The sequence below is a fragment of the Streptomyces sp. RB17 genome (genome assembly GCF_009604455.1).
Classification (GTDB): domain Bacteria; phylum Actinomycetota; class Actinomycetes; order Streptomycetales; family Streptomycetaceae; genus Streptomyces.
In genome coordinates this window covers 784,848-809,158 of the sequence record NZ_WEGL01000002.1, presented here as the reverse complement: position 1 = coordinate 809,158, position 24,311 = coordinate 784,848, and the positions used below count along the sequence as shown (strand labels likewise).

Genomic DNA, 24,311 nt, shown 5'->3' with positions numbered 1-24,311 from the left:
ATGACGACTGTTCAGGAAGGGTACGGAGGCGACCTCGTCATCGGCGCGCTCGGCTCGCTGGGCACGCGCATGGACTGCGCCGGCTTCAACCGTCTGGACCTGGAAGGCCCGCAGGTGCTGTGGCTGGTCGCGGCCGGCGCCCTGGATCTGTTCGCGGTGGACGCCGTCCAGCAGGGCCACTGGCACCACCTGGGCCGGCTGGAGCCGGGCACGCTGCTGCTCGGCCCGGTCGCCGGCCCCCAGCACACCCTGGTGGCCCGCCCGGTCCGGGACTGCGTGGTGCACCGGATCAGCCTGCGCGAGCTGTACCAGCCGGCGAACACCCAGACCTGGTCGTACGACGAGTACGGCAACCCCCAGTACGTGCCGCCCGCCACCAGCCCGCTGGAGTACGCGGTCGCGCTCGGCGTCGGCCGTGGCCTGTCCGTCCTGTTCCAGGCGCCGATGGCGGAGGAGCGGACCGCCACGCCCTCCGACGACGACGTGTTCTGGATGCAGGTGCCGCCGGGCAGCGTCCAGTACGGCTCGCTGTACGGTGCGGAGGCCGCCGCCGACCTGCTGATGGACCCGGCGCTGTGGCAGTCGATGGTCGACCAGCAGTACCGGCTGCTGACCGCGCTGGACCGGTGGATCGAGCAGCTGGAGCGGACCCACGAGACCCGTACGGCCGCCGGGATCAAGGCCGGTGAGGCGGTGCGCGCCCAGGCCGACCAGACTCTGCTGGCGTCCATCGGCAAGCGCTCGGACCGCCGGGCGACGGCCGCGGACGCCGACGCCGGCTACGCCGCCTGCAAGCTGGTCGCCGAGGCGGCCGGGATCAAGCTCGCCGAGCCCGCGCAGAGCGGCACCGAGAGCGAGCGCCTCGACCCGGTCGAACGGGTGGCGCTCGCCTCCCGGGTGCGGGTCCGGGCCGTACGGCTGCAGGGGCGCTGGTGGCGGGAGAACGTGGGCCCGCTGGTCGGGCACCGGGCGCTGTCGGGGGCGCCGGTCGCTCTGCTGTGGCGGCGCGGCGGCTATGTGGCCGTGCACCCCGGCACCGGACGCGAGACGCCGATCGAGAAGGCGAACGCGGAGGAGTTCGAGCCGCGCGCGGTGATGTTCTACCGGCCGCTGCCCGACAAGGGGCTCTCCCCGTTCGGTCTGCTGCGGTTCAGCCTGCAGGGCACCCGCGGCGATCTGCTCGGTCTGCTGCTGGCCGGGCTGGTGACGGTGGCGATCGGCGCGCTGGTGCCGGTCGCGACGGGCAAGGTGCTCGGCGAGTTCGTGCCGAGGGCGCAGGAGGGCCTGATCGTCCAGGTGTGCCTGGCCGTGATGGTGAGCGGGGTGGTCGCGGCGGCGTTCACGCTGCTGGAGAACCTGTCCATCCTGCGCCTGGAGGGCCGGATCGAGGCGGCGCTCCAGCCCGCCGTCTGGGACCGGCTGCTGCGCCTGCCCACCCGTTTCTTCACCCAGCGCTCCACCGGTGAACTCGCCAGCGCGGCCATGGGCATCAGCGCGATCCGCCGGCTGCTGGCGGGCGTCGGCCCGGTGGTGGCTCAGTCGGTGACGGTCGGCGCGATGAACCTGGGCCTGTTGTTCTGGTACAGCCCGTCGATGGCCCTGGCGGCGCTCGGCATGCTCGTCGTCATCGGGGCCGTGTTCCTGGGGCTGGGGCTGTGGCAGGTGCGCTGGCAGCGGAAGCTGACGGTGCTCGGCAACAAGCTGAACAACCGGGCCTTCCAGACCCTGCGCGGCCTGCCCAAGCTGCGGGTGGCGGCGGCCGAGAACTACGCGTACGCGGCCTGGGCGCGGGAGTTCGCGCGCAGCCGGGAACTGCAGCAGAAGGTCGGCCGGATCAAGAACCTCACCACGGTGCTCGGCGGTATCTACCTGCCGGTGTGCACCCTGCTGATGTTCATGCTGCTGGCGGGCCCGGCGAAGGGCGCGATGTCGGCGGCGGACTTCCTGACCTTCAACACCTCGGTGACCATGGTGCTGACCTCGGTCACCCAGCTGACCGGCTCCTTCGTTTCGGCGGTGGCCGCGCTGCCGCTGTTCGAGGAGATCAAGCCGGTGTTCGAGGCGACCCCCGAGGTGCGCACGTCGAGCACCCGGCCGGGGCCGCTGTCCGGCGCGATCGAGGCCCGCCGGCTGTCCTTCCGGTACGCCGACGACGGCCCGCTGGTCCTGGACGACGTGTCCTTCGCCGTCCGGCCGGGCGAGTTCGTGGCGGTCGTGGGCCCGAGCGGCTGCGGCAAGTCCACCCTGCTGCGGCTGCTGATCGGCTTCGACAAGCCGGTCTCCGGCAGCGTCCTGTACGACGGCCAGGACCTCGCGGCACTGGACCAGTCGGCCGTGCGCCGCCAGTGCGGGGTGGTGCTCCAGCACGCGCAGCCGTTCACCGGTTCCCTCCTGGACGTCATCTGCGGCGCCGAGCCGTACACGCCGGAGGAGGCGATGGCGGCGGCCGAGATGGCGGGGCTCGCGGAGGACATCAAGCGGATGCCGATGGGCCTGCACACGATCGTGGCGGGCAACGGGGCGATCTCCGGCGGCCAGCGGCAGCGGCTGATGATCGCGCAGGCCCTGATCCGGCGCCCGCGCATCCTGTTCTTCGACGAGGCCACCAGCGCCCTGGACAACGACACCCAGCGCATCGTGATCGACAGCACCCGCAAGCTGAACGCCACCCGGGTCGTCATCGCGCACCGGCTGTCGACGGTCCTGGACGCCGACCGGGTGATCGTGATGGAGGACGGCAAGGTCGTCCAGCAGGGCACTCCGGCCGAGCTGCTCGCCGACACCACGGGCCGGCTGCACGAGCTGGTGCGTCGCCAGCTGACGTGACGTCCGCCGCGGCCGGCCGGGGAGCGTTCAGTACTTCCCCCGGCGCGGTTCCAGGCCCTTCTCTCCCCGGTCGTCGTGGTGCGGCGTCCAGTGGTGCTCGGTGAACCAGCGGCCGAACAGGGCGCCGCCGTAGATGACGAACCCGACGCCGATCAGCCAGGACTCGACCACCAGGACGGTGCCGACGGCGCCGTAGCTGAGCGCGTTGGTGACGATGAGCGGGGTGAAGACGAGGTAGGAGAAGGCCCGCAGGCCGGCCAGGCCGACGACGGTGGCGAGCGCGCCCGGCAGCAGGGTGCGCCAGGCGACCTGGCCGCCCAGCAGGAAGCGCTGCCCCCACCAGAAGAAGAGCACGCCGCTCAGCGCGGACAGCGCGATCCGCTGGCCCCCGTGCAGCGCGTCCTTGCTCGCCACCTCCTGGTAGAGGTAGCCGGTGAGCACCACCAGCCAGGTGGCCTGCCGCCAGACCCGGTGCCAGGGGCCGGGGGGCACGCCCCAGATCCGTTCGTAGGCGTTCTGCACGCTGCCGGCGAAGGACACGCCGAAGACGGCCAGCAGGACACCACCCCAGACGCTGGTCGTGCCGATGACGCTGCGCGGCGGGCTGATGACGTCGGTGATCACATGGGCGGACCGGCCGGACAGGCCCATGCCGTCGGTCAGCCAGGAAGCGAAACCGCCCCGCACCAGGGGATCTGCGGCGGCGACCACGATCAGCAGGGGTGCCAGCGTCACCAGCGCCAGGGTGGCGAACCCCATGGCTCGGTGCATCAGTTCCAGCTCGCGGCCGCGTTCGAGCAGGACCCCGGCCCTGAGCCACTCCCACGCGCGGTGCAGGCCGCGCCGCCACCGCTTCACGGCTCCTCCCGTGCTCGCGCCCACACGCTGTCCTGAGCCGATTCATCCACCCCGGCGGGCTCGGGGCAACTCGCGTGCACGCCGTGTCGTGGGTGCGCACTCCGGCGACACGGCGGCGGGGTGACCGGTTTGCGGGGGCGCCCACCGGAGAATCGGACCCCGTGCGTACTCCTGCCGAGGTGCCCTCCACGCCGCCCGCCACACCGCCGGACCCGCCGGGCGGCCGGCGGCGACCGCTGATCCTGAGCGCGAGCATGGGCGCGGGTCACGACACCGTGGCCGCCGAACTGGCGCGCCGGGCCGCGGCCTGCGGACACGAGCCGCATGTGGCCGACGTGCTGGGCCTGCTGCCGTACGGCCTGGGTGGCGGGCTGCGCCGCTCCTACCAGGCCGCCGTACGGTACTTCCCGTGGGCGTACGCCGGCGTGTACGGCGCGTTCCTGCGCGGTGGCAGGGGGCCGCGCCCCAGCGGGGTGCCGCTGGCCCGGCTCGCCGCCGACGGGCTGACGGAGCTCGTGGAGCGGCTGGACGCCGATGTGGTGGTGTCCGTGTTCCATCTGGCCGCCCAGCTCACCGGTCATCTCCGGGCCCGGGGACGGCTGCGGGTGCCGAGCGCCGTGTTCCTCGTCGACTTCGCCGTGCACCGGCAGTGGCTGCATCCCGGCAACGACCATTACCTGTGTCTCACGGACGGGGCGGCGGCCGAGGTGCGCCGGGCCCTGGGCACGCCCGCCGTGACGACCGGCCCGGCGGTCGCGCCCGGGTTCCGGGCACCGGCGCCCGGGGCGGCGCGGTGGCGGGAGCGGTTCGCCGAACAGGCTCCCGGCCGGCCGGCGGTCCTGCTCTCCGCGGGCGCCTGGGGTGCGGCGCACCGCCCGGACGCCACCGCCCGGCTGCTGACACGGGCCGGCTGTCTCCCTGTGGTGCTGTGCGGGCGCAACGCGCGGCTGCGGGCGCGGGTGGCCCGGGTGCCCGGGGTGCTCGCCCTGGACTGGGTGGACGACATGCCCGGGCTGCTGGCCGCCGCGTACGCCCTGGTGGACAACGCGGCCGGCCAGACCGCCGTACAGGCCCTGGCCGCCGGGCTGCCCGTGATCGGGTACCTGCCGCTGCCCGGCCACGGGGTGGACGGGGTCCGCCGGATGGCCGACCTCGGCGTGTCGGAACTCGCCCCGGACGGCCCCGCGTTGCTGACGGCTCTCGGCAGGCTCACGGAACACGGCCGCGAGCGCACGGACCGGGCAGCCCGGGGGCGTGCGCTGTTCCGGACCGATCCGATGGCGTACGTGGCCGGCTTGTGACGGGACCGAGAGACACGGCCGCCAACTGGGCAACCGACCCGACGCCTCGCCCGGCTTGTGACGGGACCGCGAGACACGGCCGGCAACTGGACACCGACCCGACGCGTCACCCGGGTCGCGACAGGACCCCAAGACACCACCGACAACTGGACACCGACCCGGCACCTCACCCGAGTCGCGACAGGACCGAGAGGCACGGCCGGACAACTGGACACCGGCCCGATCTGTCGCCCGGGTCGTGACGAGGCCGAGTGACACCACCGACAGCTGGGCACCGGCCTGGCGCGTCGGCCGACCTGAGTCCCTGCGCTTCCGCGAGGTGCGTCAAGGACGCCGACGACGACGGCCACGCGCAACGGGCCGCCGCTCGCACCCGTGCCCAGCAGCGCGGAACTCCGCGCTCCGGCAGCTCCCCTGCCTTTTCTCTCGGCCCCCGCCTCCGGCCCCACGTATCACCGCCGACCGGCCCGACGCCGCCACCCAGAAGCCGCACCCCCGAACCCGGCGCAACGGGCAGCCGCTCGCGCCCGTGCCCAGCAGCGCGGAACTCCGCGCTCCGGCAGCTCCCCTGCCTTTTCTCTCGGCCCCCGCCTCCGGCCCCACGTATCACCGCCGACCGGCCCGACGCCGCCACCCAGAAGCCGCACCCCCGAACCCGGCGCAACGGGCAGCCGCTCGCGCCCGTGCCCAGCAGCGCGGAACTCCGCGCTCCGGCAGCTCCCCTGCCTTTTCTCTCGGCCCCCGCCTCCGGCCCCACGTATCACCGCCGACCGGCCCGACGCCGCCACCCAGAAGCCGCACCCCCGAACCCGGCGCAACGGGCAGCCGCTCGCACCCGTGCAGGTGTGCCCAGGGGCCCGGAATCCGTGCTCCAGCGGCTCCCCGGCCTTCGCTCAACCGCCGCGCCCGGCCGTCCCTGTCACCGCCGACCCGGCCCGACCGCCACCCAGAAGCCGCAACCCAGGATCCGGCGCAACGGGTGGCCGGTCGGCCGGTTCAGCGGCGTGCTGGGTCGGTGGTCGGCCTGGTCAGCGGCGCGTTCCGTGGTCTCGCAAGGGGCCGACCGTGAGGCCGGCTTCGTGACAGTCGGTCACCAGGGCCGGCAGCGCGCCGAGAGCTGCGCGCCAGCAGCCGGGGGCCGCGAGGCGGTCGGAGTCGTGCAGCAGGACGGTGCCGCCGCCGCGAAGGTCCGCCGCGACCAGGGCCCGCACCGACGCCGGGGTGGCCTCGGCCGTCCAGTCCCTGCCCCACGCCGACCACAGCACCGGCCGCAGCCCTGCCCGGCGTGCGGCCAGCCAGCGTCCGGAGGTGAGGATGCCGTACGGCGGCCGGTACCACTGCGCCCGGTGGCCGCTGATGTCGTGCAGCGCGCGGGCGGTCCGGGCGACCTGCTCCGCGTCCCGGGCGGGCGCGGGGCGCCAGGGACGGTCGTGCGTCCAGCCGTGCACGGCCAGTTCGTGTCCGCGCCGGGCGGTCTCACGGACCAGCGCGGGATGGCGCACCACGCTCTCGCCGAGCACGAAGAACGTCGCCCGCACCCCGAGGTCGTCCAGCACGTCGAGGAAGCGTGGCGTGGACTCCGGGTCCGGGCCGTCGTCGAAGGTCAGCGCGACATGCCGGCGGCGGCCGCTGCCGGAGAGCCGCGGGAACAACAGCAGCCGCACCCCTGGAAGCCAGGTGGCCGCCGGCCCGATGTGCGCGGCGGCGACGGCGGCCGGTAGCAGGACCGCCGCGGCCCGCCACGGACGGCCGGACAGGAGGGACATCGCTCATCCGCCTTCCCATACGTGGCCTCACCGGCGCGTCCGATGCAGACGCCCTCCGGTCTCCTTCCCGTTCCGCGACCGCGCGTCCCACTCCCGTCCGACGGTCGGCACCCGGGCCAGTCCGATGCTGCCCGCCCCGATCAGCGCGACGCCGAGCGCCTCCGGCAGCATCCGCCACCCGAGGTGGATCGCCTCCGCGAACAGCACCCAGCCGAGGACGACGCTGGTGAGCGCGTCGCCGAGGGTGAGGGCGGGCTGGGAGGCCGTGAGCGATCCGGCGCCCAGCGCGCTCTGCAGCAGCAGGAACGCGACGAGTCCGGCGCCGGCCGTGGCGTACGGCGACCAGTGGGTGAACATCGCCGCGGGCCCCTGCCCGAGCCGCCCCACGGCCTCCTTGAGCAGCGCGGCGGTGGCGGCGAAGCACACGGCGGAGGCGAGGCCGAACAACGCGGCCCGTAGCGCGCCCCTCGTCGGGCGGGCGGCGGCCACGAGGAGCACGACCAGGCCGAGCGCCCCGCCGCCGCCCAGCAGCCACGCCCGGGGCGGCGCGGTCGGCCGGCCCGCGCCAGGGGCGGCCGCCAGCAGGAACACGGCCAGCCCGGCGGCGAGGGCGACGAAGGCCAGCCAGGTCCACAGGCCGGGGCGGCGCCGGAAGACGACACCACCCACCAGCAGAGTGAACAGCAGCTCGGTGGCGAGCAGCGGCTGGACGAGGGACAGGCTGCCCACGGCCAGCGCCCCTGCCTGCAGCAGACCCGAGACCCCGAGCAGCGCGGCGCCCGCGAGCCAGTACGGGCGCCGCAGCAGCCGGGCGAGCCGGCGCACGGCCGACCCCGCCCCGCCGGCTCCGTCGTCCTCGCCGTCCTCGCCGTCCTCCGACCGCTCCTGTATGGCGGCCCGGCGCTGCAGCACGGACGCGGACGCGTTGGTCAGCGCCGCGAGCAGGGCGAGCAGCACCGTGACGGCCATCGTGACCGGTCACCCGAATCGGGCGGCGAGCCACCGGTAGAGCCCGGGCGCGACGCCGCGCAGCTGGGCGGGATACCGCAGCCAGCCGGGGACGTACACCTCGTCCCGGCCGTGCCGGACGGCGTCCCGGACGGCGTCCGCCACCCGCTCGGCCGGCACCGGGCGCGGCCATGCCCTCGTGTACGGGGCGCCCCGGCGCTCGAAGAACGGCGTGTCGACCGCGCCGGGGATCACCAGGGTCACGCCCACCCCGGTGCGCCGCAGCTCGTAGCGCAGGGCGTCGGCGAAGGCGGCGAGGGCGGCCTTCGCCGCGGAGTACACGGCCTCGCCGCGCACGCCGACGCTGCCCGCGACGGACCCGACGAGCACGATGCGTCCGGAGCCTGCCGCGACCATGTGGGGCAGCAGGGCGCGCACGAGGTGCAGGGTGGCCAGCAGGTCGACGCCGACGATCTCGTCGATGCGCGCGTGCGGCATGCCGGTGAAGTCACCCGCCCAGCCCACGCCGGCGCACGCCACCAGCAGGTCGAGGCGGCCCACGTGGTCCAGGACCAGATCGGTGAGCAGATGGTCGGCGCCCGGCCGGGTCAGGTCCGCGGGCACGGCCAGGGCGTCGAGCGGGGCGGCCACCTGCTCCAGGCGGGTTGCGTCCCGTCCGTTCAGCACCAGCCGCCAGCCGCCCTCGGCGGCGAGCCGGCGGGCGACGACGGCGCCGATGCCCGAGGAGGCACCCGTCACCAGGGCCGTGCCGCCCCGGCCGGCCGGGTCTCCGGCGGATCCGAGGACGGAGCCCGCGGCCGGGACGGAGGTCGCGACCGGCCCGGCGCGTTTCGACGGTCCTGCGGGGGGCGGGGCGTGGGACATGGTGACGACCTCACTGCGACGTGTGGGCACGGGCTCGCGAACTCCGGGGCCGAACCTTCGCGGTGTATCCAGGGCGCCACACACTGAAACACCGCGCACGGCGGAGCCCCGCCGAACGCGTGCCGCCGGTGTACGCACGGCGCCCGGGTCGCCGGGTGGTGCGTCGCGGACGACCATGGGTTTCTGGGGCGAGGCGGCGGGCCGGCGGCACAGGGCCGACGCCACGCCCGTACGCCGGGCCGGCCGACGGGAGAAGGACATGACGCACACCGAGGAGCACTGGTCGCGGGGGCGGGTCCGGTCGGTCCGACGGCCGCTCTCGCACCGCGCAGACGGGGTGTGGCTGCCTGCTGATCGGCCGGCTGCCGTACGCCCAGGCGGTCGGCAGCCGGCCGCGGACCTTCTAGGTCGGGGAGCGGACGGGCGCGGCCGCGCGGCGCTCGACGCGGCACTGCCTGTCCGACGTGCTGCGCGAACGCGACCGCATCCTGCTGCTGTGCGCCCACTCCGCCTCCGGCACGCGGGGCTTCGCGGAACTCGCTCAGACGGCGGCCCGGTCGGCCCGCGGCCAACTGACCTGCTCCTGCGTGCTGCCGGACGGGGTCGGCCCCGGTGGTGTGCCGCTGCCGGTACTCAGGGACGGGCGGGGGAAGTTCCGCGCCTGAACGCGAGCGCCGGAAGCACCGCGTTCCTGGTGCGCCCGGACGGCCATCTGGGCGCACGGGTGTGCCCCGCCGGGCCCGGCGCGCCGCCACGGCGCTGACCCGGGTGGTCGCGCGCTGACCGGCGCGGCCGGTCAGTCCAGGCCCGGTACGGGCGCGCCGGAGGGCACACCGGCGCCGGTGTAGGCGTCGTAGAACTCCTTCCAGGGCGCGCTGACCCCGGCGTGCGCGCCCTGGAAGCGCTCGCCGCGCGCCCTGGCGTCGAGGGCGGCGAGGCAGACCTCCCAGCCGGCGCCGTTGCGGGCGGCGGTGTCGGCCTCGCCGAGGACGTCGGTGAGCGTGAACCGGGTGCGCCGCTCGCCGACGGCTTCGAGGTCGAAGTGGAGTTCGTCGCCGCCCCACGCGAAGGACAGGTGAGTGGGCGGGTCGACGGCGAGTACCCGGCCGGTGGACTCGGGCATGTTCGGGTCGCCGCTGAAGCGGATGGTGCCCCCGGGACGCAGCTCGATCTCGGCGCGGGAGGGGAACCACTGGGCCAGTTCGTCGGGATCGGTGACGAAGTGCCACACGCGGTCCACCGGGTGGTCGTAGGTGCGGCTGAACCGGACGGCGGGGCGGCCGTCGTCCAGGGTCAGATAGGTGCCGGTGAGGTCGACGGGCATGGTGCCTCAGTCCTTCGGTGTGGGGGTGTCAGGTGTCGTCCGACGTCTCGTCGAGTCGCCGGCCCAGGGCGTCCAGGCTGCGGTTCCACAGCCGGCGGTAGGGCTCGAGCCAGGCGTCGAGGGCGGCGATCGGTGCCGGGTCGAGGGCGTAGACACGGCGCTGCGCATCCTGCCGGACCCGGACCAGTCCCGCGTCCCGGAGCACCTTCAGATGCTTGGAGGTGCTCGGCTGGCTCAGTCCGCAGGCCTCGACGATCTCCCCGACGGGCCGGGGGCGCTCCAGCAGGAGCGCGACGATGGCCCGCCGGTGTGGGTCGGCAAGAGCGGACCAGAGCGCTGCGTCGGACATGAGCCCTAATATGCCTCACCAGTTATATTCCTGTCAAGGAATGCAAGATGCCACAAGAAAACGTTGCCGTTTCGCTAGGCGTGCCCTAGGCTCCAGGTGTACGAAACAGTTTCGTTTACGAGCTGATCGCTCTCCCGTACCCGAACGACTTGCCCTGGAGTGGTTCCGTATGCCCCAGAAGACCCTGGCCGAAGGCTCCCGAGCAGGAGCCGCAGCGATCGAGCACGGGAGCTCGGCCTCGCCGAAGCGGTGGTGGATCCTCGCGGTCATCGCCCTCGCCCAGCTGATGGTCGTTCTCGACGCCACGATCGTGAACATCGCCCTGCCGTCCGCCCAGACCGACCTCGGCTTCTCCGACGGCAACCGGCAGTGGATCGTCACGGCGTACGCCCTCGCCTTCGCCTCCTTGCTGCTCCTCGGCGGCCGGATCGCCGACCTGTTCGGCCGCAAGCCCGCCTTCCTCGTCGGCGTCGTCGGCTTCGCCGCGGCCTCCGCGCTCGGCGGCGCCGCGAACGGCTTCACCATGCTGGTCGTCGCCCGCGCCCTGCAGGGCGCCTTCGGCGCGCTGCTCGCGCCCGCCGCGCTGTCCCTGCTCAACACCACGTTCACCGACGCCCGGGAACGGGCCCGCGCCTTCAGCGTCTACGGCGCGATCGCCGGCGCCGGCGGCGCCGTGGGCCTGCTGCTCGGCGGCGTGCTGACCGACGCGCTCGACTGGCGCTGGACCCTCTACGTGAACGTGGCCATCGCGGTCGTCGCCTTCGCGGGCGGCTGGATCCTGCTCGGCAACCACCGCGACGCGGCGAACGCCAAGCTGGACGTGCCGGGCACGGTCCTGGTGGCCGCCGGTCTGTTCTCCCTCGTCTACGGCTTCTCCAACGCGGAGACCCACCACTGGGGTTCGCCGCTGACCTGGGGCTTCCTGATCGCGGGCGGTGTGCTGCTGGCGGCCTTCGCCGGGTGGCAGACGCGGGCCCCGCACCCGCTGCTGCCACTGCGCATCCTGCTCGACCGCGACCGCGCGGCCTCCTTCGTCGCGGTGCTGATCACCGGCGCCGGCATGTTCGGGGTGTTCCTGTTCCTGACCTACTACCTGCAGCTCAACCTGGGCTTCAGCCCGACGAAGACCGGTGTGGCGTTCCTGCCGATGGTCGGCGCGCTGATGGTGACCGCGCAGGTGGGCACCACGGTCCTGGTGCCCCGGCTCGGCCCGAAGGCGGTCATCCCGCTGGGCTTCGCGGTCGCCACGGCCGGCATGGCGTGGCTGACCGGCATCGGCCTCGGCTCGCACTACCTGAGCGCGGTGCTGCCCCAGCTGATCGTGATCGGCGTGGGCCTCGGTCTGGTCATGCCGCCGGCCATGCAGCTGGCCACCGGCGGGGTCGCGGCCGAGGACGCGGGCGTGGCCTCCGCCACCGTCAATGCCATGCAGCAGGTGGGCGGTTCGATCGGCACGGCCCTGCTGAACACCCTCGCCGCGAGCGCCGCCACCGACTACCTCTCCGGCCGGGACGCCACCAGCAGGCTCGTCCAGGCCCAGGCGACGATCGAGAGCTACACGACCGCCTTCTGGTGGTCCGCGGGCTTCTTCGCCGCCGGCGCGCTGCTCGCCTTCGCGCTCTACCGGCGCGGCGTGCCGCGGCAGGACGCGGGAGCCGCACCGGTCGTCCACATGTGACGACCACGAGGTGACCGCCTGGCACCACAGAGCCCGAGGGGCCGCCGTCAGCAGGGAGACGGCGGCCCCTCGCCCTGTCATGGTGGGGGTATGCGCAAGGCGTCGGCGGCGCTCGGCAGCGCCCTGTTCCTCGTCCTCGTCTCTGGCAGCGCGGCCGTACTGCTGCCGTGGTGGCTGACCGGCGGCTGGCGGACCGGCCACTGGTGGCTGCCGCTGCGGCTGCTCGGGCTGCTGCCCCTGGCGGCCGGTGCCGTCGTCATCCTGGAGGCGTTCACCCGGTTCGCCCTGGAGGGGCTCGGCACCCCGGCGCCGGTCGCGCCGCCCGCGCGGCTGGTGGTGAGCGGCCCCTACCGGTACGTGCGCAATCCGATCTACGTCGCGGTGGTGGCCGTACTCCTCGGACAGGGCCTGCTGCTCGCCCGGCCGGTCCTCTTCGGTTACGCCGCCGGAGCCTGGGTGCTGACCTGGGCGTTCGTGCGCTGGTACGAGGAGCCGGGCCTGGTGCGCCGGTTCGGTGCCGAGTACGAGCACTACCGGCGGGCGGTGCCGGCCTGGCGGCCCCGGCGCACTCCCTGGCAGGGTGCTTGAGACGCCCCCCGGCGGGTAACTCAGCTGATCAGGGGTACGGCGGCGGAAGGAGAGGCCATGTCCGGCGAGGAAGAAGACGAGAAGGACCGCAAGGAACAGTTCGACACCGCCCTGGAGGAAGTGCTCCGGGAGGTCGAGGAGGCCGAGAAGCGCGACGAGGACAAGGCCGGCGGCGAGGCCGGAGACGCCGTCACGCCGAACACCGAGGCACAGGAGCAGGCCGAAGAGGACTGAGGAGACCGGACGCGGGACCAGCCGTGCTCTCCGGGTGACGTCCGCCTGCGCTCCAGAGGTGTCACCGGTGCCACCCACTCGGGCGTTCCAGGCGTGGCAACTGCGCATGCGGCCCAAGGGCGGGGCCAGTGTTGCCCACTCGCGGGTTCCGGGCACGGCGGCTGCTCGTGCGCTCCAGGCACGGCGACCACTCCTGCGCTCCAAGGGCGGAGCCACACCGGTGGCCTTCCCTGAGCCGCGCGACCGCCGGGGCCATCCCCAGCCGAGCGGCCACCGCCACCCATCCCCAGCCCCAGCCACCACCGGCGCCCTTCCCGGAGCCGCTCGACCAGCCGTACCCTCCCGGGGCCCGTCAACCGCCACTGCCCCTTCCCCGAGCCGAGCAGCCACCCACCCCCGGCCATCCCCAGCCCCAGCCACCGCCGGCGACCTTCCCGAGGCGGCTCGACCAGCCGTACCCCCGGCCCCTGGGTACCCGGCTCCCATGGACAGCCATGAGCGCGGGCCCCGGTTGCCCCCGCCGCGAGGGCCTCTCTCCGCCGCGGTCGGGGAGTGGCTGTGCGGGGCGGGGCCCCTCCCCCGTCCCGCCGATGCCGGGAAGGCGGATCCCTGGGGCGACGACGCGCAACTCGCCCTGTACCTCTGCTACGAGCTGCACTACCGGGGCTTCGCCGAGGTCGGCGCGGAGTGCGAGTGGGATCCGGATCTGCTGCGTGTCCGCGCCGAGCTGGAGCACCGTTTCCTGGCCGTGCTGCGCGCCGACACGCCGGGCCACGACGGTCTCGACGACGCGCTCGCCGCACTGCTGGTCGAACCGGTCGAGGGCGGCGGAGTCACCCATTTCCTCTGTGCCGAGGGCGAGTTGTGGCAGCTGCGGGAGTACGCCGCCCAGCGCTCCCTGTACCACCTGAAGGAGGCCGACCCGCACGCCTGGGTGCTGCCGCGGCTGTGGGGCAGGGCCAAGGCGGGGATGGCGGCGGTGGAGTTCGACGAGTTCGGCGGCGGCCGGGCCGACCGCATCCACGCGCGCCTGTTCGCCGCGCTGATGACGGACCTGGGCCTGGACAGCGCCTACGGCCGCTACCTGGACGCGGCCTGCGCGGAGATGCTCGCGGTCGTGAACCTGATGTCCCTGTTCGGCCTCCACCGCGAACTGCGCGGCGCGCTGGTGGGCCACTTCGCCGACGTGGAGATCACCTCCTCGCCGGGTTCCCGCCGGCTCGCCGAGGCCATGCGCCGCACCGGCGCCGGCCGCGCGGCGGAGTTCTTCTACGACGAGCATGTCGAGGCGGACGCGGTCCACGAGCAGGTCGTACGCCACGAGGTGATCGGCGGGCTGCTCGCCGAGGAGCCGGAACTCGCGGCGGACGTGACGTTCGGGATCGATGCGACCGAGCATCTGGAGGACCGGCTGGCGCGGCGGCTGCTCGCCGACTGGCGCGCCGGACGCTCGTCCCTGCGCACGCCCCTGGCGCCGGAGATATCCCATACATCCTGAATGTCGGGGTACTCGCGCGGTGTGATCGCTGTGCTGCTTCCGGGCGTCTACGCCCCGCAGGACGACACGGAGTTGCTCGCCGAGTCCTTCCGCGAGGAGGCCGTGCCACCCGGCGCCCGGGTCCTCGACGTCGGCACCGGCAGCGGGGTGCTGGCCCTGGAGGCGGCCCGGTACGGCGCCGAGGTGACGGCGGTGGACGTGTCCCGGCTGGCGGTGTGGACCGCGCGGATGAACGCCTGGCTGACCCGGCTGCCGGTGCGGATCCGGCGCGGCAACCTCTTCGGACCGGTCAGGGGCCGCACGTACGACCTCATCCTCGCGAACCCGCCGTACGTTCCCGCACCCGACGCCGGACGCGGGCGGCGCGGTCGTTCCCCGGCCTGGGACGCGGGCCGGGACGGCCGGCTGCTGCTGGACCGGATCTGCCGGGACGCGCCGGTACTGCTGCGCCCCGGAGGCGTGCTGCTGATCGTGCACTCCACGCTCAGCGACCCCGACCGCACCCTGCGCCTGCTGCGCGCCGCACGCCTGAAGGCCTCGGTGGTCCGGCGCCGCGGGATCCCTTTCGGTCCGGTGCTGCGCTCGCGGGAGGACTGGCTGCGCCGGCGCGGTCTGCTGGCGCCGGCCGCACAGGAGGAGGAGTTGGTGGTCGTCCGTGCCGAACGAACGCGCTGACCGCGCCCGCCGCATCACCGTCCGGCGGCAGGGGCCGCTGCTCGTGGAGGGGCCGGTGGAGGTCGAGTTGGAGGACGGCACCACGGTGTCCTCGGACCGCTTCCTGGTCGCTCTGTGCACCTGCCGACGCAGTCGTCGCTACCCCTGGTGCGACACGAGTCACCGGCACAAGAGCAGGGACAGCGGTTGAAACGGGCTGTTTTTCGCCGCTCCCCGGGAAAGGCCCCCCACGGGCCCGCCCGGGGAGCGGCTGTGTGCCCGGAAGCCGGCGGGCGGCCCCACTCCGCCCGTCGGCTCCGGTGCGAGATCGCAGGTTCCCCGCTCCAGGGGCCGCACTCCCCGGTTGCGGACCTGTTCCGGCGTATGCGGGAGCCGCCTGCGATCCCGGTCCTAGAAGGCGAAGACGCCGCCGCCGACGGAGTCCCGCACGCACGTGTTGCCGAAGGTGCGCTCGTAGGAGACGCGCTTGCCCTGCCAGACGCCCTGGACGGTGACGACGACCGGGTCGTACAGCTTGTTGCACCACACGTCGTCGGCGGGTTTGAGGGCGTCGAAGTCGCCGCCGGCGCCGCTCAGTTCGGCGCAGGCCGCGGCCGCTGCCGGGTGGGTGCCCGAGGCCGTGGGGGCGCAGGTCAGGGTGACGGCGCGCTCCGGGGTGGCCGTGGCCGCGTCGTTGCCGTGGCCGGTGGTGAGGACCAGCGCCGAGGGGGCGTAGAGCGACGACGAGGCGGCGCCCGGTGCAGCGACGGCGGCCCCGGTCAGGGGTCCGCAAACGGCGGCGGCCGTGAGGCCGAGGGCCGCTGCCCAGCGCGCGGTGTTCCGCATTGTGTGCATCCTTCCGCTCGAATAGACGGGTGCCGGCTCCGGCCCGGTCGGCACCGGAGCGGCGAGCGCCACTCTGCCGAGTCCGCCGCCGAAACACACATCGAACCCATCGCTTTCAGTAACCTTGCGTGTTGAAGCAGTGGCGTGAAGTTACGGAAATGAACGGCGCTGACCGCGTAACTGAGCGGTTCTTGATCACAGAAAGCCGTTGCATGGCCGAAAATCACCGGCCCGTTAATCGGCCTGAAACATTCCGGGTTCACCGCGAGTGAATGCTTTCACGACGCCTTCACGACTCCTTGCGTTCATGGAGGCCACCGCGTAATGCTGATTACATGATTACAGAAGAGCAGAAAGAGAAGCTGCGCGGCTGGTTCGCCGGCCGTCTGCCGGACGATCTCTTCGAGGAAGTGGTCGAGATCACCGCCGACCGCGAGGAGATCACGGTGATCGGACGGGTCCCCGAGCCCCGGCTCGCCGAGGGCGCCTCGGACGCCGAGCGGGAGACCGCCCTGCGCACCCGGATCCAGGACTTCCGGGAGCGCACCCGCGAGAACCGGATGGAGGTGGCCCGGGAGGCCGAGCACCTGTTCCGCCGCAAGGTCTCGTGGGGCGTGGTGTGCGGCCCGGAGCGCGCCCTGTTCACCCATGTCGCCGCCCCGGTCATGACCCGGCTGCGCCAGCCGGAGCGCCAGGTGCTGGACACCCTGATCGCCGCGGGCGTCGCCCGCAGCCGCAGTGACGCCCTCGCCTGGTGCGTGCGCCTGGTCCAGCGCCACACCGAGGACTGGCTGACCGAACTGCGCGAGTCACTGGAACACGTCCAACGGGTGCGGGCGCAGGGACCCGACACCGGAGAGATTGACGATTCCTCCACCGACGACGGCGAGGATGGATGAATCGTCCTCTGGCAGGCGTCCGCGCCGGAGCCATACCGTCGGCGGACCGCTCCGGACGGCCGCCGCCCGTGCCGCGACACCCCCGCGGCACCGACGGCCGTCCGCCACCGCCGCGCCACCAAGCGCTCCGTCGCCGCGCCCTCGCTGGAGCCCTCCGTGACCCCTCAGTCCCCCGACTCGCCCACCGCGCCGCCGCCGTCCCTCACCGAGGTCGAGCCCTACGGCGTCGAGCGCATCCCCGACGCGGACCGCACCGCGACCCCGCTGGACCTGTTCCGGGTCGCCTTCGGCGGCGCCAACACCTTCTCCACCTGCGTCCTGGGCGCCTTCCCGATCCTGTTCGGACTGTCCTTCTGGCAGGGGCTCGCCGCCACCGTCCTCGGTGTCGTCGCGGGCGCGCTCATCCTGTGCCCGATGGCCGTGTTCGGCCCGGTGAACGGCACCAACAACGCCGTCTCCTCCTCAGCCCACCTGGGCGTGCACGGCCGGGTGGTCGGCTCGTTCCTGTCCCTGCTGACGGCCGTCGCGTTCTTCTCCATCTCGGTGTGGAGCTCGGGCGACGCCCTGGTCGGCGGCGCGCACCGGCTGTTCGGCCTGACGCGCGGCACACCGTCGTACGTCGTCGCCTACGCCCTGTTCGCCGGGCTGGTCCTCGCGGTGTGCGTCTACGGCTTCCGGTTCATGCTGTTCATCAACAAGATCGCGGTGACCTCGGCGACCGTGCTGTTCCTGCTCGGCGCGATCGCCTTCGCCGGTGACTTCGACCCGTCGTACGCCGGTGTGTTCACGGCCTCGGCGGACGCGGCGACGCACTCGATGTTCTGGCCGTCGTTCATCGGCGCGGCCCTGATCGTGCTGTCCAACCCGGTGTCGTTCGGCGCGTTCCTCGGCGACTGGTCGCGCTACATCCCGGCCGGCACCCCGCGCCGCACGGTGGTCGGCGCCGCGTTCCTCTCCCAGATCGCGACCTTGCTGCCGTTCGTCTTCGGTCTGGCGACGGCGAGCATCATCGCGACGAAGGCGCCCAGGTACGTCGACCCGGCCGCGCCCGACTTCGTGGGCGGGCTGCTGGCGATCTCGCCGAGCTGGTTCTTCCTGCCGGTGTGTCTGCTCGCCCTGATCGGCGGCATGTCGACGGGCACCACCTCGCTGTACGGCACCGGTCTCGACTTCTCCTCGGTGTTCCCGAGGCTGTCCCGGGTGCAGGCGACAGTGCTGGTCGGCGTGCTGTCCATCGCGTTCATCTTCATCGGCCGGTTCGGCCTGGACCTCGTGCAATCCATCTCGACGTTCGCCACGATGATCATCACCTGCACCACGCCGTGGATGGTCGTGCTGATGCTCGGCTTCGTCACCCGGCGCGGCTGGTACGACCCCGACGCGCTGCAGGTCTTCAACCGCCGCCAGCGCGGCGGTCGTTACTGGTTCGCGCACGGCTGGAACTGGCGCGGCATGACAGCCTGGTGGGTGGCGGCGGTGATCGGCGTGCTGTTCACGAACATCCCGGGTCAGTTCGTCGGCCCGCTGGGGAACCTGGCGAACGGGGTCGACATCAGCCTGCCGCTGTCGCTCGCGGTGGCCGCCGTCCTGTTCCTGACGCTGCTGCGTCTGTTCCCCGAGCCCCGGGCGGCGTACGGCCCCGAGGGCGCGCGCCTGGCGCGCACCGTCGACGTGCCGGTACCGCCGATCACCGGCCCCGGCGCCCCGGATGCCCCGGCGGACGACGCGCCGACCGCGGTCGCGGCCGAGGGCGGCCGATGAGCGGCTGGGTCGATCTGTCGGTGCCCGTGGTCTCCGGGATGCCCGTGTACCCCGGTGACCCGGAGGTCACGGTGTCACCGGCGCTACGGGCCCCGGTCGACGGCGTCAACGTCCTGGCCCTCCATCTGGGTTCGCAGTCCGGCACCCATGTCGACGCGCCGTACCACGTCGACGACGCCTGGCCCCGCCTGGACGAACTGCCCCTGGACCGCTTCGCCGGTCCCGCGGTCGTGGCCGACGTCCGCGGACTGGCACCCCGCTCCCCCGTCACGCCCGGCCTGCTGGCCCCCGCGCTCGACGCCCTTGTGGCGGCGCCCGGCGCGCTGCTGCTGCTCGTCACGGGCTGGTCGGCGCACTGGGGATGCGACACCTATCTCGACCACCCCTGGCTGGCTCCCGACGCCGCCGAGGCCGTCGTGGCGGCCGGTGCCAGAACCGTGGCGGTGGACGCGCTCAGCGTCGACCCGACGCCCCGGCCCGGCGCACCGCAGGCGGAGTTCGGCCTGCCGGCCCATCGGGTGTTGTGCGGCGCGGGCGGGGTGATCGCCGAGAACCTCACCGGACTCGACCGGCTGGTGGGCACGGAGCGGGTGGAGGTGTTCCTCTTCCCGCTCCGGCTTCCCGAGGCGGACGGCGCTCCGGTGCGAGCGGTGGCCCGGGTGGGCTGACGGGATCCCCGCTGGACGGAGCCGCAGCTACCCGCGAGTATCGTCGGCGCGGCGCATGCTCGACGACGAGAGGCGGAACGACCGGATGGCGAAGCACTGGGCTGATTTCCAGTACGAGATCTATCTGAACGGGATGACGGGTGCCGTGCCCCGGCTTCCCACCGATCTGACCCGGCTGGAGGAACTGGCCGAACACCGGCTCGGTCCGGGCCCGGTGGGGTATGTGGCGGGGAGCGCGGGCGACGGCAGCACGGCCCGCGCCAACCGGGCCGCGCTCGCCCGGCGCCGGATCGTGCCGCGCATGCTGCGCGACGTGGCCGAGCGCGATCTGTCGGTCGAGGTGCTGGGCCGCCCGCTGCCGGCGCCGCTGGCCCTGGCGCCCGTCGGCGTGCTGTCGATCATGCATCCGGACGCCGAGTGCGCCGCCGCCCGGGCCGCCGCCGCGCAGGGCGTGCCGTACGTCCTGTCCTCGGCGTCGAGCACGCCGATGGAGCAGGTGGCGGAGGCGATGGGGGACGCCGAGCGGTGGTTCCAGCTGTACTGGGGCAAGGACCGTGAGGTGACGCGGAGTTTCCTGGGCCGGGCGAAGGCCGCCGGGTTCTCGGTGCTCGTGGTCACCCTGGACACCCCGTTGCTGGCCTGGCGGCCGCGCGACCTGGACCAGGCGTATCTGCCGTTCCTGCACGGGGTGGGCACCGCGAACTACTTCACCGACCCGGCGTTCCGGGCGGGACTCGCGAAGCCCGTGCACGAGGACCCGAACGCGGCGGTGCTGCACTTCCTCGGCCTGTTCGGGGACGCCGGCCACACCTGGCCGGACCTTGCGTTCCTGCGCGATCACTGGGACGGCCCGATCGTGCTCAAGGGCATCCTGCACCCGGACGACGCCCGGCTCGCCGCCGACGCCGGCGTGGACGGAGTGGTGGTCTCCAACCACGGCGGCCGGCAGGTGGCCGGCTCGGTCGCCGCTGCCGATGCGCTGCCCCGGGTCGCGGACGCGGTCGGCGACCGGCTGACGGTGCTGTTCGACAGCGGGGTACGCACCGGCGACGACGTGTTCAAGGCGCTGGCCCTCGGCGCGCGCGCCGTGCTCCTCGGCCGGCCGTACGTCTACGGGCTGGGGCTGGACGGACAGGCCGGCGTGGAACACGTCATCCGCTGTGTACTGGCAGAACTGGACCTGACACTGGCCCTGTCGGGGCACGCGGGCCTGGGCACGGTGACGCCGGCGGACCTGACCGAGAACCCGACCTGACCATGCCTGTGGGCGCCGGCGCGCCGTGAAGCCGACGGCGCTGCACCTCCCGAGGGGCGCGGGGAACTGCGCGACCGGCCCCGGCGCACCCGCGCGACGACGAACCCGTCGGCCCCCTACGTACGCCGCTCCGCCGGCGTCGCCGGCCGCGCCGACGGACCCCCCGTGCCGGCGATGGACAGGGAGCCCGGGCTCGCGGACGCCCCGTCGGTCACCCAGCGCTGCCCGGCCGACCCGTCGCGGACCTTGACGACGAGGTCGGCGCCCGCGTTCGGCGCGGCGGTGGCGAGGGCCAGCGTCCGGTCCCAGCGGGGCAGCAACTCGCCCCGCACGGTGAGGTCGTAGCGCACGTCGTCGCCCCGCGGTGCGCCGGCGTCCGCGCAGGTGCCGAGGATCACCACTCCGGCGTCGGCGTGCGAGTCCAGGCACAGCCCCGAGGCGGCGGCGCTGCGCACACGCCCGTCGGTCTCGTACGTCCACTGCTGAGTCGGTGCCGAGGAACAGACGGCGAGGACCGCGCCCGCACCGGCCTTCGGTGTGCCGTTGATGTCCAGGCACAGGCCGGCGGCGGCGTTGCGCAGCCGGGCGGGGCGGCCGGCGGCGGGCAGTCCCGCGGTGCCGGGCGGGGTGGCGGCGGGCGGTGACTGACCGGCGGCGCTGCCGGGGACCGCGTTGGTGGAGGCGACCGGGCCGGTGGCGTCGCCGCCGTCCGGCCACACGCTGATCGCGAAGACGGTCGCGAGCAGCCCGGCCGAGGCCACGCCGACTCCGGTGAGCAGGGTCCTGGACGACCAGGCGGTGCCGCGGATCCGGGCGAGCGGTCCGGGCTCGCCGCCGTGCCGCCGGCCGCGGAACACGGGGACCCGGGCCCCGGGTTCGCCGTCGGCGCGCCGCCGGGTGCCCGGCAGGGTGACGTGGCTGAGCAGACCGGGGCTGCCGCCGCCGCGCCGGCGTCCGCCGGAGCGCCGGGAGCCACCGCGGGTGCCGGCGGTACCGGGGCGGCGGCCGGGGCGCGAGTCGAGGTAGCGGCGGGCACCCCAGCCGAGCACGGCCTCGGCGAGCAGCACCCCCGACGCGGCATCGGCGTGGCCCAGTTGCTCGGCGGCGTGCCGGCAGTAGGAGCAGGCGGACAGATGCTCCTGGACGTCGGGCAGCAGGGCGCCGCCGCGGCGGATCGGAACGTCGAGCAGACGGTTGTAGTAACGGCATTCCTTGCCGGGCGCGAGTTCCCGGTGGGCGCGTACCAGGCCCTCCCGGAATTTCTCGCGCGCCTGTTCCAGCGCGACCGCCGCGCTCTCGATGTCCACGCCGAGCAGTGCGGCGGGAACGGTCATCGGCTCGGCCTCGACCTCGATGTGCCAGAGCAGTGCCTGCTCCAGCCGGGAAAGGGCGTGAAATGAGCGGTCGGAGAGGGCGCGGTTTTCCGGTATCAGGGTCTTCGCGGCGCGCATACCGCGGCCCCCGGCGGGTTTCCCGAGTCCGGGCAGTACGGCGGTGATCCGGTCGGTGCCGGACCAGTTGACGGCTGTGTCCCGGACCGCCACGAGCAGTCGGGGCCGCAGGGCCTCCGCGGGTTCGCCGAGCGCGAGCCGGCCGAGGACCTGGTGGAAGGCGGTGGCGGTGACCATGTGGGCGAGCGGCCCGGTCAGGGCCAGGCAGACGACCGCGTAGTCCTGCGCCGGCTGCCAGTGCCGGGCCATCAGCAGGGCGGCGGACCGGGAGGCCTCCGCGTCGGAACCGGCCCGCAGCGGACCGGCGAGCGACTCGTCGGACTCCCCGGGGTCGCCGCCCGGCGGATAGGGAGGACGAGGGGGGTGGGGGGTGGGCACTGAGCGGATTCCTTTGGTGCGACGTGCGTTGATACGTAGCTCTGCGACGCGCGGGGAAGGAATGGCCGGCGCTCGGCCGGTGAAGTTGCACAACTGCCGGAAGAACTCCGGATATTACCCCCGCACGGTCGTTTCAACCCTTGCACAACTTCCACACGAGCAACAAGGCACCCGCACACATCGGCCGTTTTGAAGGAAAGTCAGATACTGCCCTCTGCCGGTCTCCCCCGCGGCGGCTTTCGGTATTTCATGCGCCCCGTGTGAACCACGCGCACACACCGGCGGTCCCACGCACGCTTCCGGGGTGTGGAGCCCGGTAGTGCACTGGGGCCGGCCTCCTCGGAAAAGGCCCCGTGCGGGCTCTCCCGCGCGAAACCGGCCGCCGGCCCCGTTCCTCCCGCCCTCGGCCGGCGGCCCCGCCGAACCCTGCCCGGCCGGCGGCCCCGGCGGCTTCCCCCGTCGGCCGGGACGGGTCCCGCGGGGGGCGGCTCAGATCTGCCAGGACCGCAGCCGGTCGGCCGCGCCGTACACGTCGGTCTTGCCGGAGATCAGATCGCGGGCGAGGTCGACGAGGGCGCCGTAGGGCGGGTCGATGCCGACGCCGCTGACGAACATGTAGGCCACGGCGGTCGCGCAGGCGAAGCGGGCGTTGGCCGCGGGCAGCGGCTTGAGCAGGGCGAGGGTGTGCAGCAGGGCGGCGGCCCGCCAGGCGGGGTCGGAGTCCACGCCGAGCCGGGGCGGATCCACGCGGTGCCGGGCGACGGCGGCGACCAGCGCGGAGAAGTCGTCGACCGCGGGCTGGTCGGGCAGGACCTCCTCGTGGCGCTGGAGCAGCCAGGGGACGTCGATGTGGATGACGGAGGACATGCGTCAGGCGGCCTCGTCCTTCGCGGGGGACTCGTCGTCGGGGAAGGCCGCGGCGAACTCCTCGGCGTGCGCGGCGAAGAACTGCCGGAAGGCCGCGGCGCCCTCCTGCAGGGCCCGGTGCCGGGCTATGTCGGCAGCGGCGGCCTCGCGCACGAGGGCCTTCATCGACGTACCGCGCTCCTTGGCGATCTGCCGCAGGTCCTCGAGTTCCCGTTCGCTGAACTCCACATTGAGAGCTGGCATGCCCCTCACGGTACCGCTCGGGTACTCGACCGTAAATATTGCCAGGTCAGACGCCCTTCGCACCGGTACCCGCGGGATTCGAGGGCCATGTCCGATTCCCGCCGGTCAGGGGGCGTGCGACGCAGCAGACTCGGCAGCGGGGAAGAAGACGAGAGCGGAACCCGAGGAGCCCTGCCATGACCACACGTACCGTCCACACCGTCCACCCGAGCCCGCTGGGCGACCTGCTGCTGACCGGCGCGGTCTCGCCGGCCGGCCTGACACTCGGCTCGCTCGGCATGCCGGGGCAGCGCGGCGCGCCCTCGATCCGCGCCGAGGACCGCGACGACCGGCCGTTCGCCGAGGTGCACCGGCAGCTGGACGCGTACTTCGCGGGCCGCCGGACCCGTTTCGAGCTGCCCCTCGCCGCCACCGGCACCCCGTTCCAGCGGGCGGTGTGGCAGGCCCTCGAGGACATCCCCTACGGCACGACCACCACGTACGGCGAGCTGGCCACCCGGCTCGGCGTGCCACGCGCCGACCTGCGCGCGGTGGGCCGGGCGCTGGGCGCCAACCCCCTCCTGCTCGTCCGCCCCTGCCACCGGGTGATCGGCGCGGACGGCTCGATGCGCGGGTACGCGGGCGGAGTCGAGCGCAAGCTGTGGCTGCTCACGCACGAGGGCGCGCTGCAGCCGGCCCTGGTGTGAAGGAGGCCGTGGTCGTCCGCGGGTTCGACGTGGCCGGTCGCGCAGTTCCCCGCGCCCCTTCGGGGCGCTGCCCGACTCCCTCGGCGAGTGGCTGGAGCGCTGTCACGCCGCCGGCCAGGATCGCTCGGCGCAGAGCTGGTCTTTCTTCTCCAGGTGATGATCGCGCGCATCCTGCGCCAGGGCCCCGGCCTGGTGTTCACCACCCGGGACCACCCCGTGCGCTCCCGCCCGGGCTGGTCGGCCGACGCGATGCGGCACGGGGTGAGCACCGTACGGTCGGGCCGGCGGCGGACGCTGGGGCTGGTGTTCCACGACGTGGCGTGAGGCCACCGTGGCTTCCGGCGCAGG

25 protein-coding genes are annotated in these 24,311 nt (G+C 73.9%); 15 read left to right on the top strand and 10 right to left on the bottom strand.

Going from position 1 to position 24,311, the window contains the following annotated elements:
* A complete protein-coding gene (locus SRB17_RS10650) occupies positions 1-2,826 on the top strand; it encodes an NHLP bacteriocin export ABC transporter permease/ATPase subunit (RefSeq protein ID WP_153537096.1) in 2,826 nt (941 codons plus the stop codon).
* Positions 2,827-2,853: 27 nt separating this feature from the next.
* Here the strand turns inward: SRB17_RS10650 and SRB17_RS10645 are convergent, their stop codons facing one another.
* Positions 2,854-3,684, bottom strand: a complete 831-nt coding sequence (locus SRB17_RS10645) for a ribonuclease BN (RefSeq protein ID WP_323375265.1) — start codon at positions 3,682-3,684, stop codon at positions 2,854-2,856.
* A 254-nt stretch (positions 3,685-3,938) separates the two neighbouring features.
* Between SRB17_RS10645 and SRB17_RS10640 the strand changes: the two genes are divergently transcribed.
* Positions 3,939-4,985, top strand: coding sequence for an MGDG synthase family glycosyltransferase (locus SRB17_RS10640; protein ID WP_153538199.1), 1,047 nt, complete (start codon positions 3,939-3,941; stop codon positions 4,983-4,985).
* 1,028 nt (positions 4,986-6,013) lie between these two features.
* Here the strand turns inward: SRB17_RS10640 and SRB17_RS10635 are convergent.
* The 3 genes from SRB17_RS10635 to SRB17_RS10625 are packed head-to-tail and all read right to left on the bottom strand — an operon-like array spanning position 6,014 to position 8,584.
* Entirely contained in the window at positions 6,014-6,751 is a 738-nt protein-coding gene (locus SRB17_RS10635) for a polysaccharide deacetylase family protein (protein WP_153537094.1), read from the bottom strand.
* A 27-nt stretch (positions 6,752-6,778) separates the two neighbouring features.
* A complete protein-coding gene (locus tag SRB17_RS10630) occupies positions 6,779-7,720 on the bottom strand; it encodes a DMT family transporter (RefSeq protein ID WP_153537092.1) in 942 nt (313 codons plus the stop codon).
* Positions 7,721-7,729: 9 nt separating this feature from the next.
* Complete coding sequence (locus SRB17_RS10625; RefSeq protein ID WP_153538196.1) at positions 7,730-8,584, bottom strand: SDR family NAD(P)-dependent oxidoreductase; 855 nt, start codon at positions 8,582-8,584, stop codon at positions 7,730-7,732.
* 464 nt (positions 8,585-9,048) lie between these two features.
* On the opposite strand from SRB17_RS10625, the gene SRB17_RS10620 reads away from it, so the two are divergent.
* Positions 9,049-9,249 carry a hypothetical protein gene (locus tag SRB17_RS10620; protein WP_153537090.1) on the top strand — a complete coding sequence of 67 codons (201 nt, stop codon included), beginning with the start codon at positions 9,049-9,051 and terminating at the stop codon, positions 9,247-9,249.
* 131 nt (positions 9,250-9,380) lie between these two features.
* Here SRB17_RS10620 and SRB17_RS10615 read toward each other — a convergent pair whose 3' ends face one another.
* Positions 9,381-9,908 carry an SRPBCC family protein gene (locus tag SRB17_RS10615; RefSeq protein WP_153537088.1) on the bottom strand — a complete coding sequence of 176 codons (528 nt, stop codon included), beginning with the start codon at positions 9,906-9,908 and terminating at the stop codon, positions 9,381-9,383.
* A gap of 28 nt (positions 9,909-9,936) precedes the next feature.
* The gene (locus tag SRB17_RS10610; RefSeq protein WP_153537086.1) at positions 9,937-10,257 is read right to left on the bottom strand and encodes an ArsR/SmtB family transcription factor; all 321 of its coding nucleotides are present in this window, start codon (positions 10,255-10,257) and stop codon (positions 9,937-9,939) included.
* Between the two features lie 169 nt (positions 10,258-10,426).
* On the opposite strand from SRB17_RS10610, the gene SRB17_RS10605 reads away from it, so the two are divergent.
* The 6 genes from SRB17_RS10605 to SRB17_RS10585 all read left to right on the top strand — a co-directional run bounded on the left by SRB17_RS10605 (position 10,427) and on the right by SRB17_RS10585 (position 15,120).
* The gene (locus SRB17_RS10605) at positions 10,427-11,935 is read left to right on the top strand and encodes an MFS transporter (RefSeq protein ID WP_153537084.1); all 1,509 of its coding nucleotides are present in this window, start codon (positions 10,427-10,429) and stop codon (positions 11,933-11,935) included.
* Positions 11,936-12,025: 90 nt separating this feature from the next.
* On the top strand, positions 12,026-12,523 hold the full coding sequence (locus SRB17_RS10600; protein ID WP_153537082.1) for a methyltransferase family protein: 498 nt from the start codon (positions 12,026-12,028) through the stop codon (positions 12,521-12,523).
* Between the two features lie 57 nt (positions 12,524-12,580).
* The gene (locus tag SRB17_RS45345) at positions 12,581-12,757 is read left to right on the top strand and encodes a hypothetical protein (RefSeq protein WP_194293964.1); all 177 of its coding nucleotides are present in this window, start codon (positions 12,581-12,583) and stop codon (positions 12,755-12,757) included.
* Between the two features lie 484 nt (positions 12,758-13,241).
* Complete coding sequence (locus tag SRB17_RS10595; protein WP_153537080.1) at positions 13,242-14,255, top strand: iron-containing redox enzyme family protein; 1,014 nt, start codon at positions 13,242-13,244, stop codon at positions 14,253-14,255.
* Entirely contained in the window at positions 14,256-14,930 is a 675-nt protein-coding gene (locus tag SRB17_RS10590) for a HemK2/MTQ2 family protein methyltransferase (RefSeq protein ID WP_153537078.1), read from the top strand.
* Positions 14,911-15,120, top strand: coding sequence for a CDGSH iron-sulfur domain-containing protein (locus SRB17_RS10585; protein ID WP_323375264.1), 210 nt, complete (start codon positions 14,911-14,913; stop codon positions 15,118-15,120). Before SRB17_RS10590 ends, SRB17_RS10585 begins: the two co-directional genes overlap by 20 nt.
* 200 nt (positions 15,121-15,320) lie before the next feature.
* On the opposite strand, the gene SRB17_RS10580 is transcribed toward SRB17_RS10585, so the two are convergent.
* Complete coding sequence (locus SRB17_RS10580; protein WP_153537076.1) at positions 15,321-15,755, bottom strand: protease inhibitor; 435 nt, start codon at positions 15,753-15,755, stop codon at positions 15,321-15,323.
* Positions 15,756-16,090: 335 nt separating this feature from the next.
* Here SRB17_RS10580 and SRB17_RS10575 point away from each other — a divergent pair, with 335 nt between their 5' ends.
* From SRB17_RS10575 to SRB17_RS10560, 4 genes are all read left to right on the top strand, one after another.
* Complete coding sequence (locus SRB17_RS10575; RefSeq protein ID WP_153537074.1) at positions 16,091-16,654, top strand: hypothetical protein; 564 nt, start codon at positions 16,091-16,093, stop codon at positions 16,652-16,654.
* Between the two features lie 156 nt (positions 16,655-16,810).
* Complete coding sequence (locus SRB17_RS10570) at positions 16,811-18,415, top strand: purine-cytosine permease family protein (protein WP_323375263.1); 1,605 nt, start codon at positions 16,811-16,813, stop codon at positions 18,413-18,415.
* Positions 18,412-19,083, top strand: coding sequence for a cyclase family protein (locus SRB17_RS10565; protein WP_153537070.1), 672 nt, complete (start codon positions 18,412-18,414; stop codon positions 19,081-19,083). Before SRB17_RS10570 ends, SRB17_RS10565 begins: the two co-directional genes overlap by 4 nt.
* A gap of 85 nt (positions 19,084-19,168) precedes the next feature.
* Positions 19,169-20,338, top strand: a complete 1,170-nt coding sequence (locus tag SRB17_RS10560; RefSeq protein ID WP_153538192.1) for a lactate 2-monooxygenase — start codon at positions 19,169-19,171, stop codon at positions 20,336-20,338.
* A 116-nt stretch (positions 20,339-20,454) separates the two neighbouring features.
* Here the strand turns inward: SRB17_RS10560 and SRB17_RS10555 are convergent, their stop codons facing one another.
* From SRB17_RS10555 to SRB17_RS10545, 3 genes are all read right to left on the bottom strand, one after another.
* The gene (locus SRB17_RS10555; RefSeq protein ID WP_323375262.1) at positions 20,455-22,167 is read right to left on the bottom strand and encodes an RICIN domain-containing protein; all 1,713 of its coding nucleotides are present in this window, start codon (positions 22,165-22,167) and stop codon (positions 20,455-20,457) included.
* 489 nt (positions 22,168-22,656) lie between these two features.
* Entirely contained in the window at positions 22,657-23,034 is a 378-nt protein-coding gene (locus SRB17_RS10550; RefSeq protein WP_153537066.1) for a toxin Doc, read from the bottom strand.
* Positions 23,035-23,037: 3 nt separating this feature from the next.
* Positions 23,038-23,277, bottom strand: coding sequence for a hypothetical protein (locus SRB17_RS10545; RefSeq protein ID WP_153537064.1), 240 nt, complete (start codon positions 23,275-23,277; stop codon positions 23,038-23,040).
* A gap of 176 nt (positions 23,278-23,453) precedes the next feature.
* Between SRB17_RS10545 and SRB17_RS10540 the strand changes: the two genes are divergently transcribed.
* Both SRB17_RS10540 and SRB17_RS10535 read left to right on the top strand, forming a co-directional pair.
* Complete coding sequence (locus tag SRB17_RS10540) at positions 23,454-23,963, top strand: methylated-DNA--[protein]-cysteine S-methyltransferase (RefSeq protein ID WP_153537062.1); 510 nt, start codon at positions 23,454-23,456, stop codon at positions 23,961-23,963.
* An 87-nt stretch (positions 23,964-24,050) separates the two neighbouring features.
* On the top strand, positions 24,051-24,287 hold the full coding sequence (locus SRB17_RS10535) for a 2OG-Fe(II) oxygenase (RefSeq protein ID WP_323375261.1): 237 nt from the start codon (positions 24,051-24,053) through the stop codon (positions 24,285-24,287).
* Positions 24,288-24,311 lie beyond the last annotated feature (24 nt).

What these genes read in the sequence shown, in the direction of transcription:
- SRB17_RS10610 (WP_153537086.1), bottom strand. Translation starts at nt 10,257, where the DNA reads ATGTCCGACGCAGCGCTCTGGTCCGCTCTTGCCGACCCACACCGGCGG.
- SRB17_RS10625 (WP_153538196.1), bottom strand. Translation starts at nt 8,584, where the DNA reads ATGTCCCACGCCCCGCCCCCCGCAGGACCGTCGAAACGCGCCGGGCCG.
- SRB17_RS10635 (WP_153537094.1), bottom strand. Translation starts at nt 6,751, where the DNA reads ATGTCCCTCCTGTCCGGCCGTCCGTGGCGGGCCGCGGCGGTCCTGCTA.
- SRB17_RS10615 (WP_153537088.1), bottom strand. Translation starts at nt 9,908, where the DNA reads ATGCCCGTCGACCTCACCGGCACCTATCTGACCCTGGACGACGGCCGC.
- SRB17_RS10600 (WP_153537082.1), top strand. Translation starts at nt 12,026, where the DNA reads ATGCGCAAGGCGTCGGCGGCGCTCGGCAGCGCCCTGTTCCTCGTCCTC.
- SRB17_RS10580 (WP_153537076.1), bottom strand. Translation starts at nt 15,755, where the DNA reads ATGCGGAACACCGCGCGCTGGGCAGCGGCCCTCGGCCTCACGGCCGCC.
- SRB17_RS10590 (WP_153537078.1), top strand. Translation starts at nt 14,256, where the DNA reads ATGTCGGGGTACTCGCGCGGTGTGATCGCTGTGCTGCTTCCGGGCGTC.
- SRB17_RS10565 (WP_153537070.1), top strand. Translation starts at nt 18,412, where the DNA reads ATGAGCGGCTGGGTCGATCTGTCGGTGCCCGTGGTCTCCGGGATGCCC.
- SRB17_RS10595 (WP_153537080.1), top strand. Translation starts at nt 13,242, where the DNA reads ATGGACAGCCATGAGCGCGGGCCCCGGTTGCCCCCGCCGCGAGGGCCT.
- SRB17_RS10540 (WP_153537062.1), top strand. Translation starts at nt 23,454, where the DNA reads ATGACCACACGTACCGTCCACACCGTCCACCCGAGCCCGCTGGGCGAC.
- SRB17_RS10545 (WP_153537064.1), bottom strand. Translation starts at nt 23,277, where the DNA reads ATGCCAGCTCTCAATGTGGAGTTCAGCGAACGGGAACTCGAGGACCTG.
- SRB17_RS10575 (WP_153537074.1), top strand. Translation starts at nt 16,091, where the DNA reads ATGATTACAGAAGAGCAGAAAGAGAAGCTGCGCGGCTGGTTCGCCGGC.
- SRB17_RS10650 (WP_153537096.1), top strand. Translation starts at nt 1, where the DNA reads ATGACGACTGTTCAGGAAGGGTACGGAGGCGACCTCGTCATCGGCGCG.
- SRB17_RS45345 (WP_194293964.1), top strand. Translation starts at nt 12,581, where the DNA reads ATGTCCGGCGAGGAAGAAGACGAGAAGGACCGCAAGGAACAGTTCGAC.
- SRB17_RS10640 (WP_153538199.1), top strand. Translation starts at nt 3,939, where the DNA reads ATGGGCGCGGGTCACGACACCGTGGCCGCCGAACTGGCGCGCCGGGCC.
- SRB17_RS10630 (WP_153537092.1), bottom strand. Translation starts at nt 7,720, where the DNA reads ATGGCCGTCACGGTGCTGCTCGCCCTGCTCGCGGCGCTGACCAACGCG.
- SRB17_RS10560 (WP_153538192.1), top strand. Translation starts at nt 19,169, where the DNA reads ATGGCGAAGCACTGGGCTGATTTCCAGTACGAGATCTATCTGAACGGG.
- SRB17_RS10550 (WP_153537066.1), bottom strand. Translation starts at nt 23,034, where the DNA reads ATGTCCTCCGTCATCCACATCGACGTCCCCTGGCTGCTCCAGCGCCAC.
- SRB17_RS10605 (WP_153537084.1), top strand. Translation starts at nt 10,427, where the DNA reads ATGCCCCAGAAGACCCTGGCCGAAGGCTCCCGAGCAGGAGCCGCAGCG.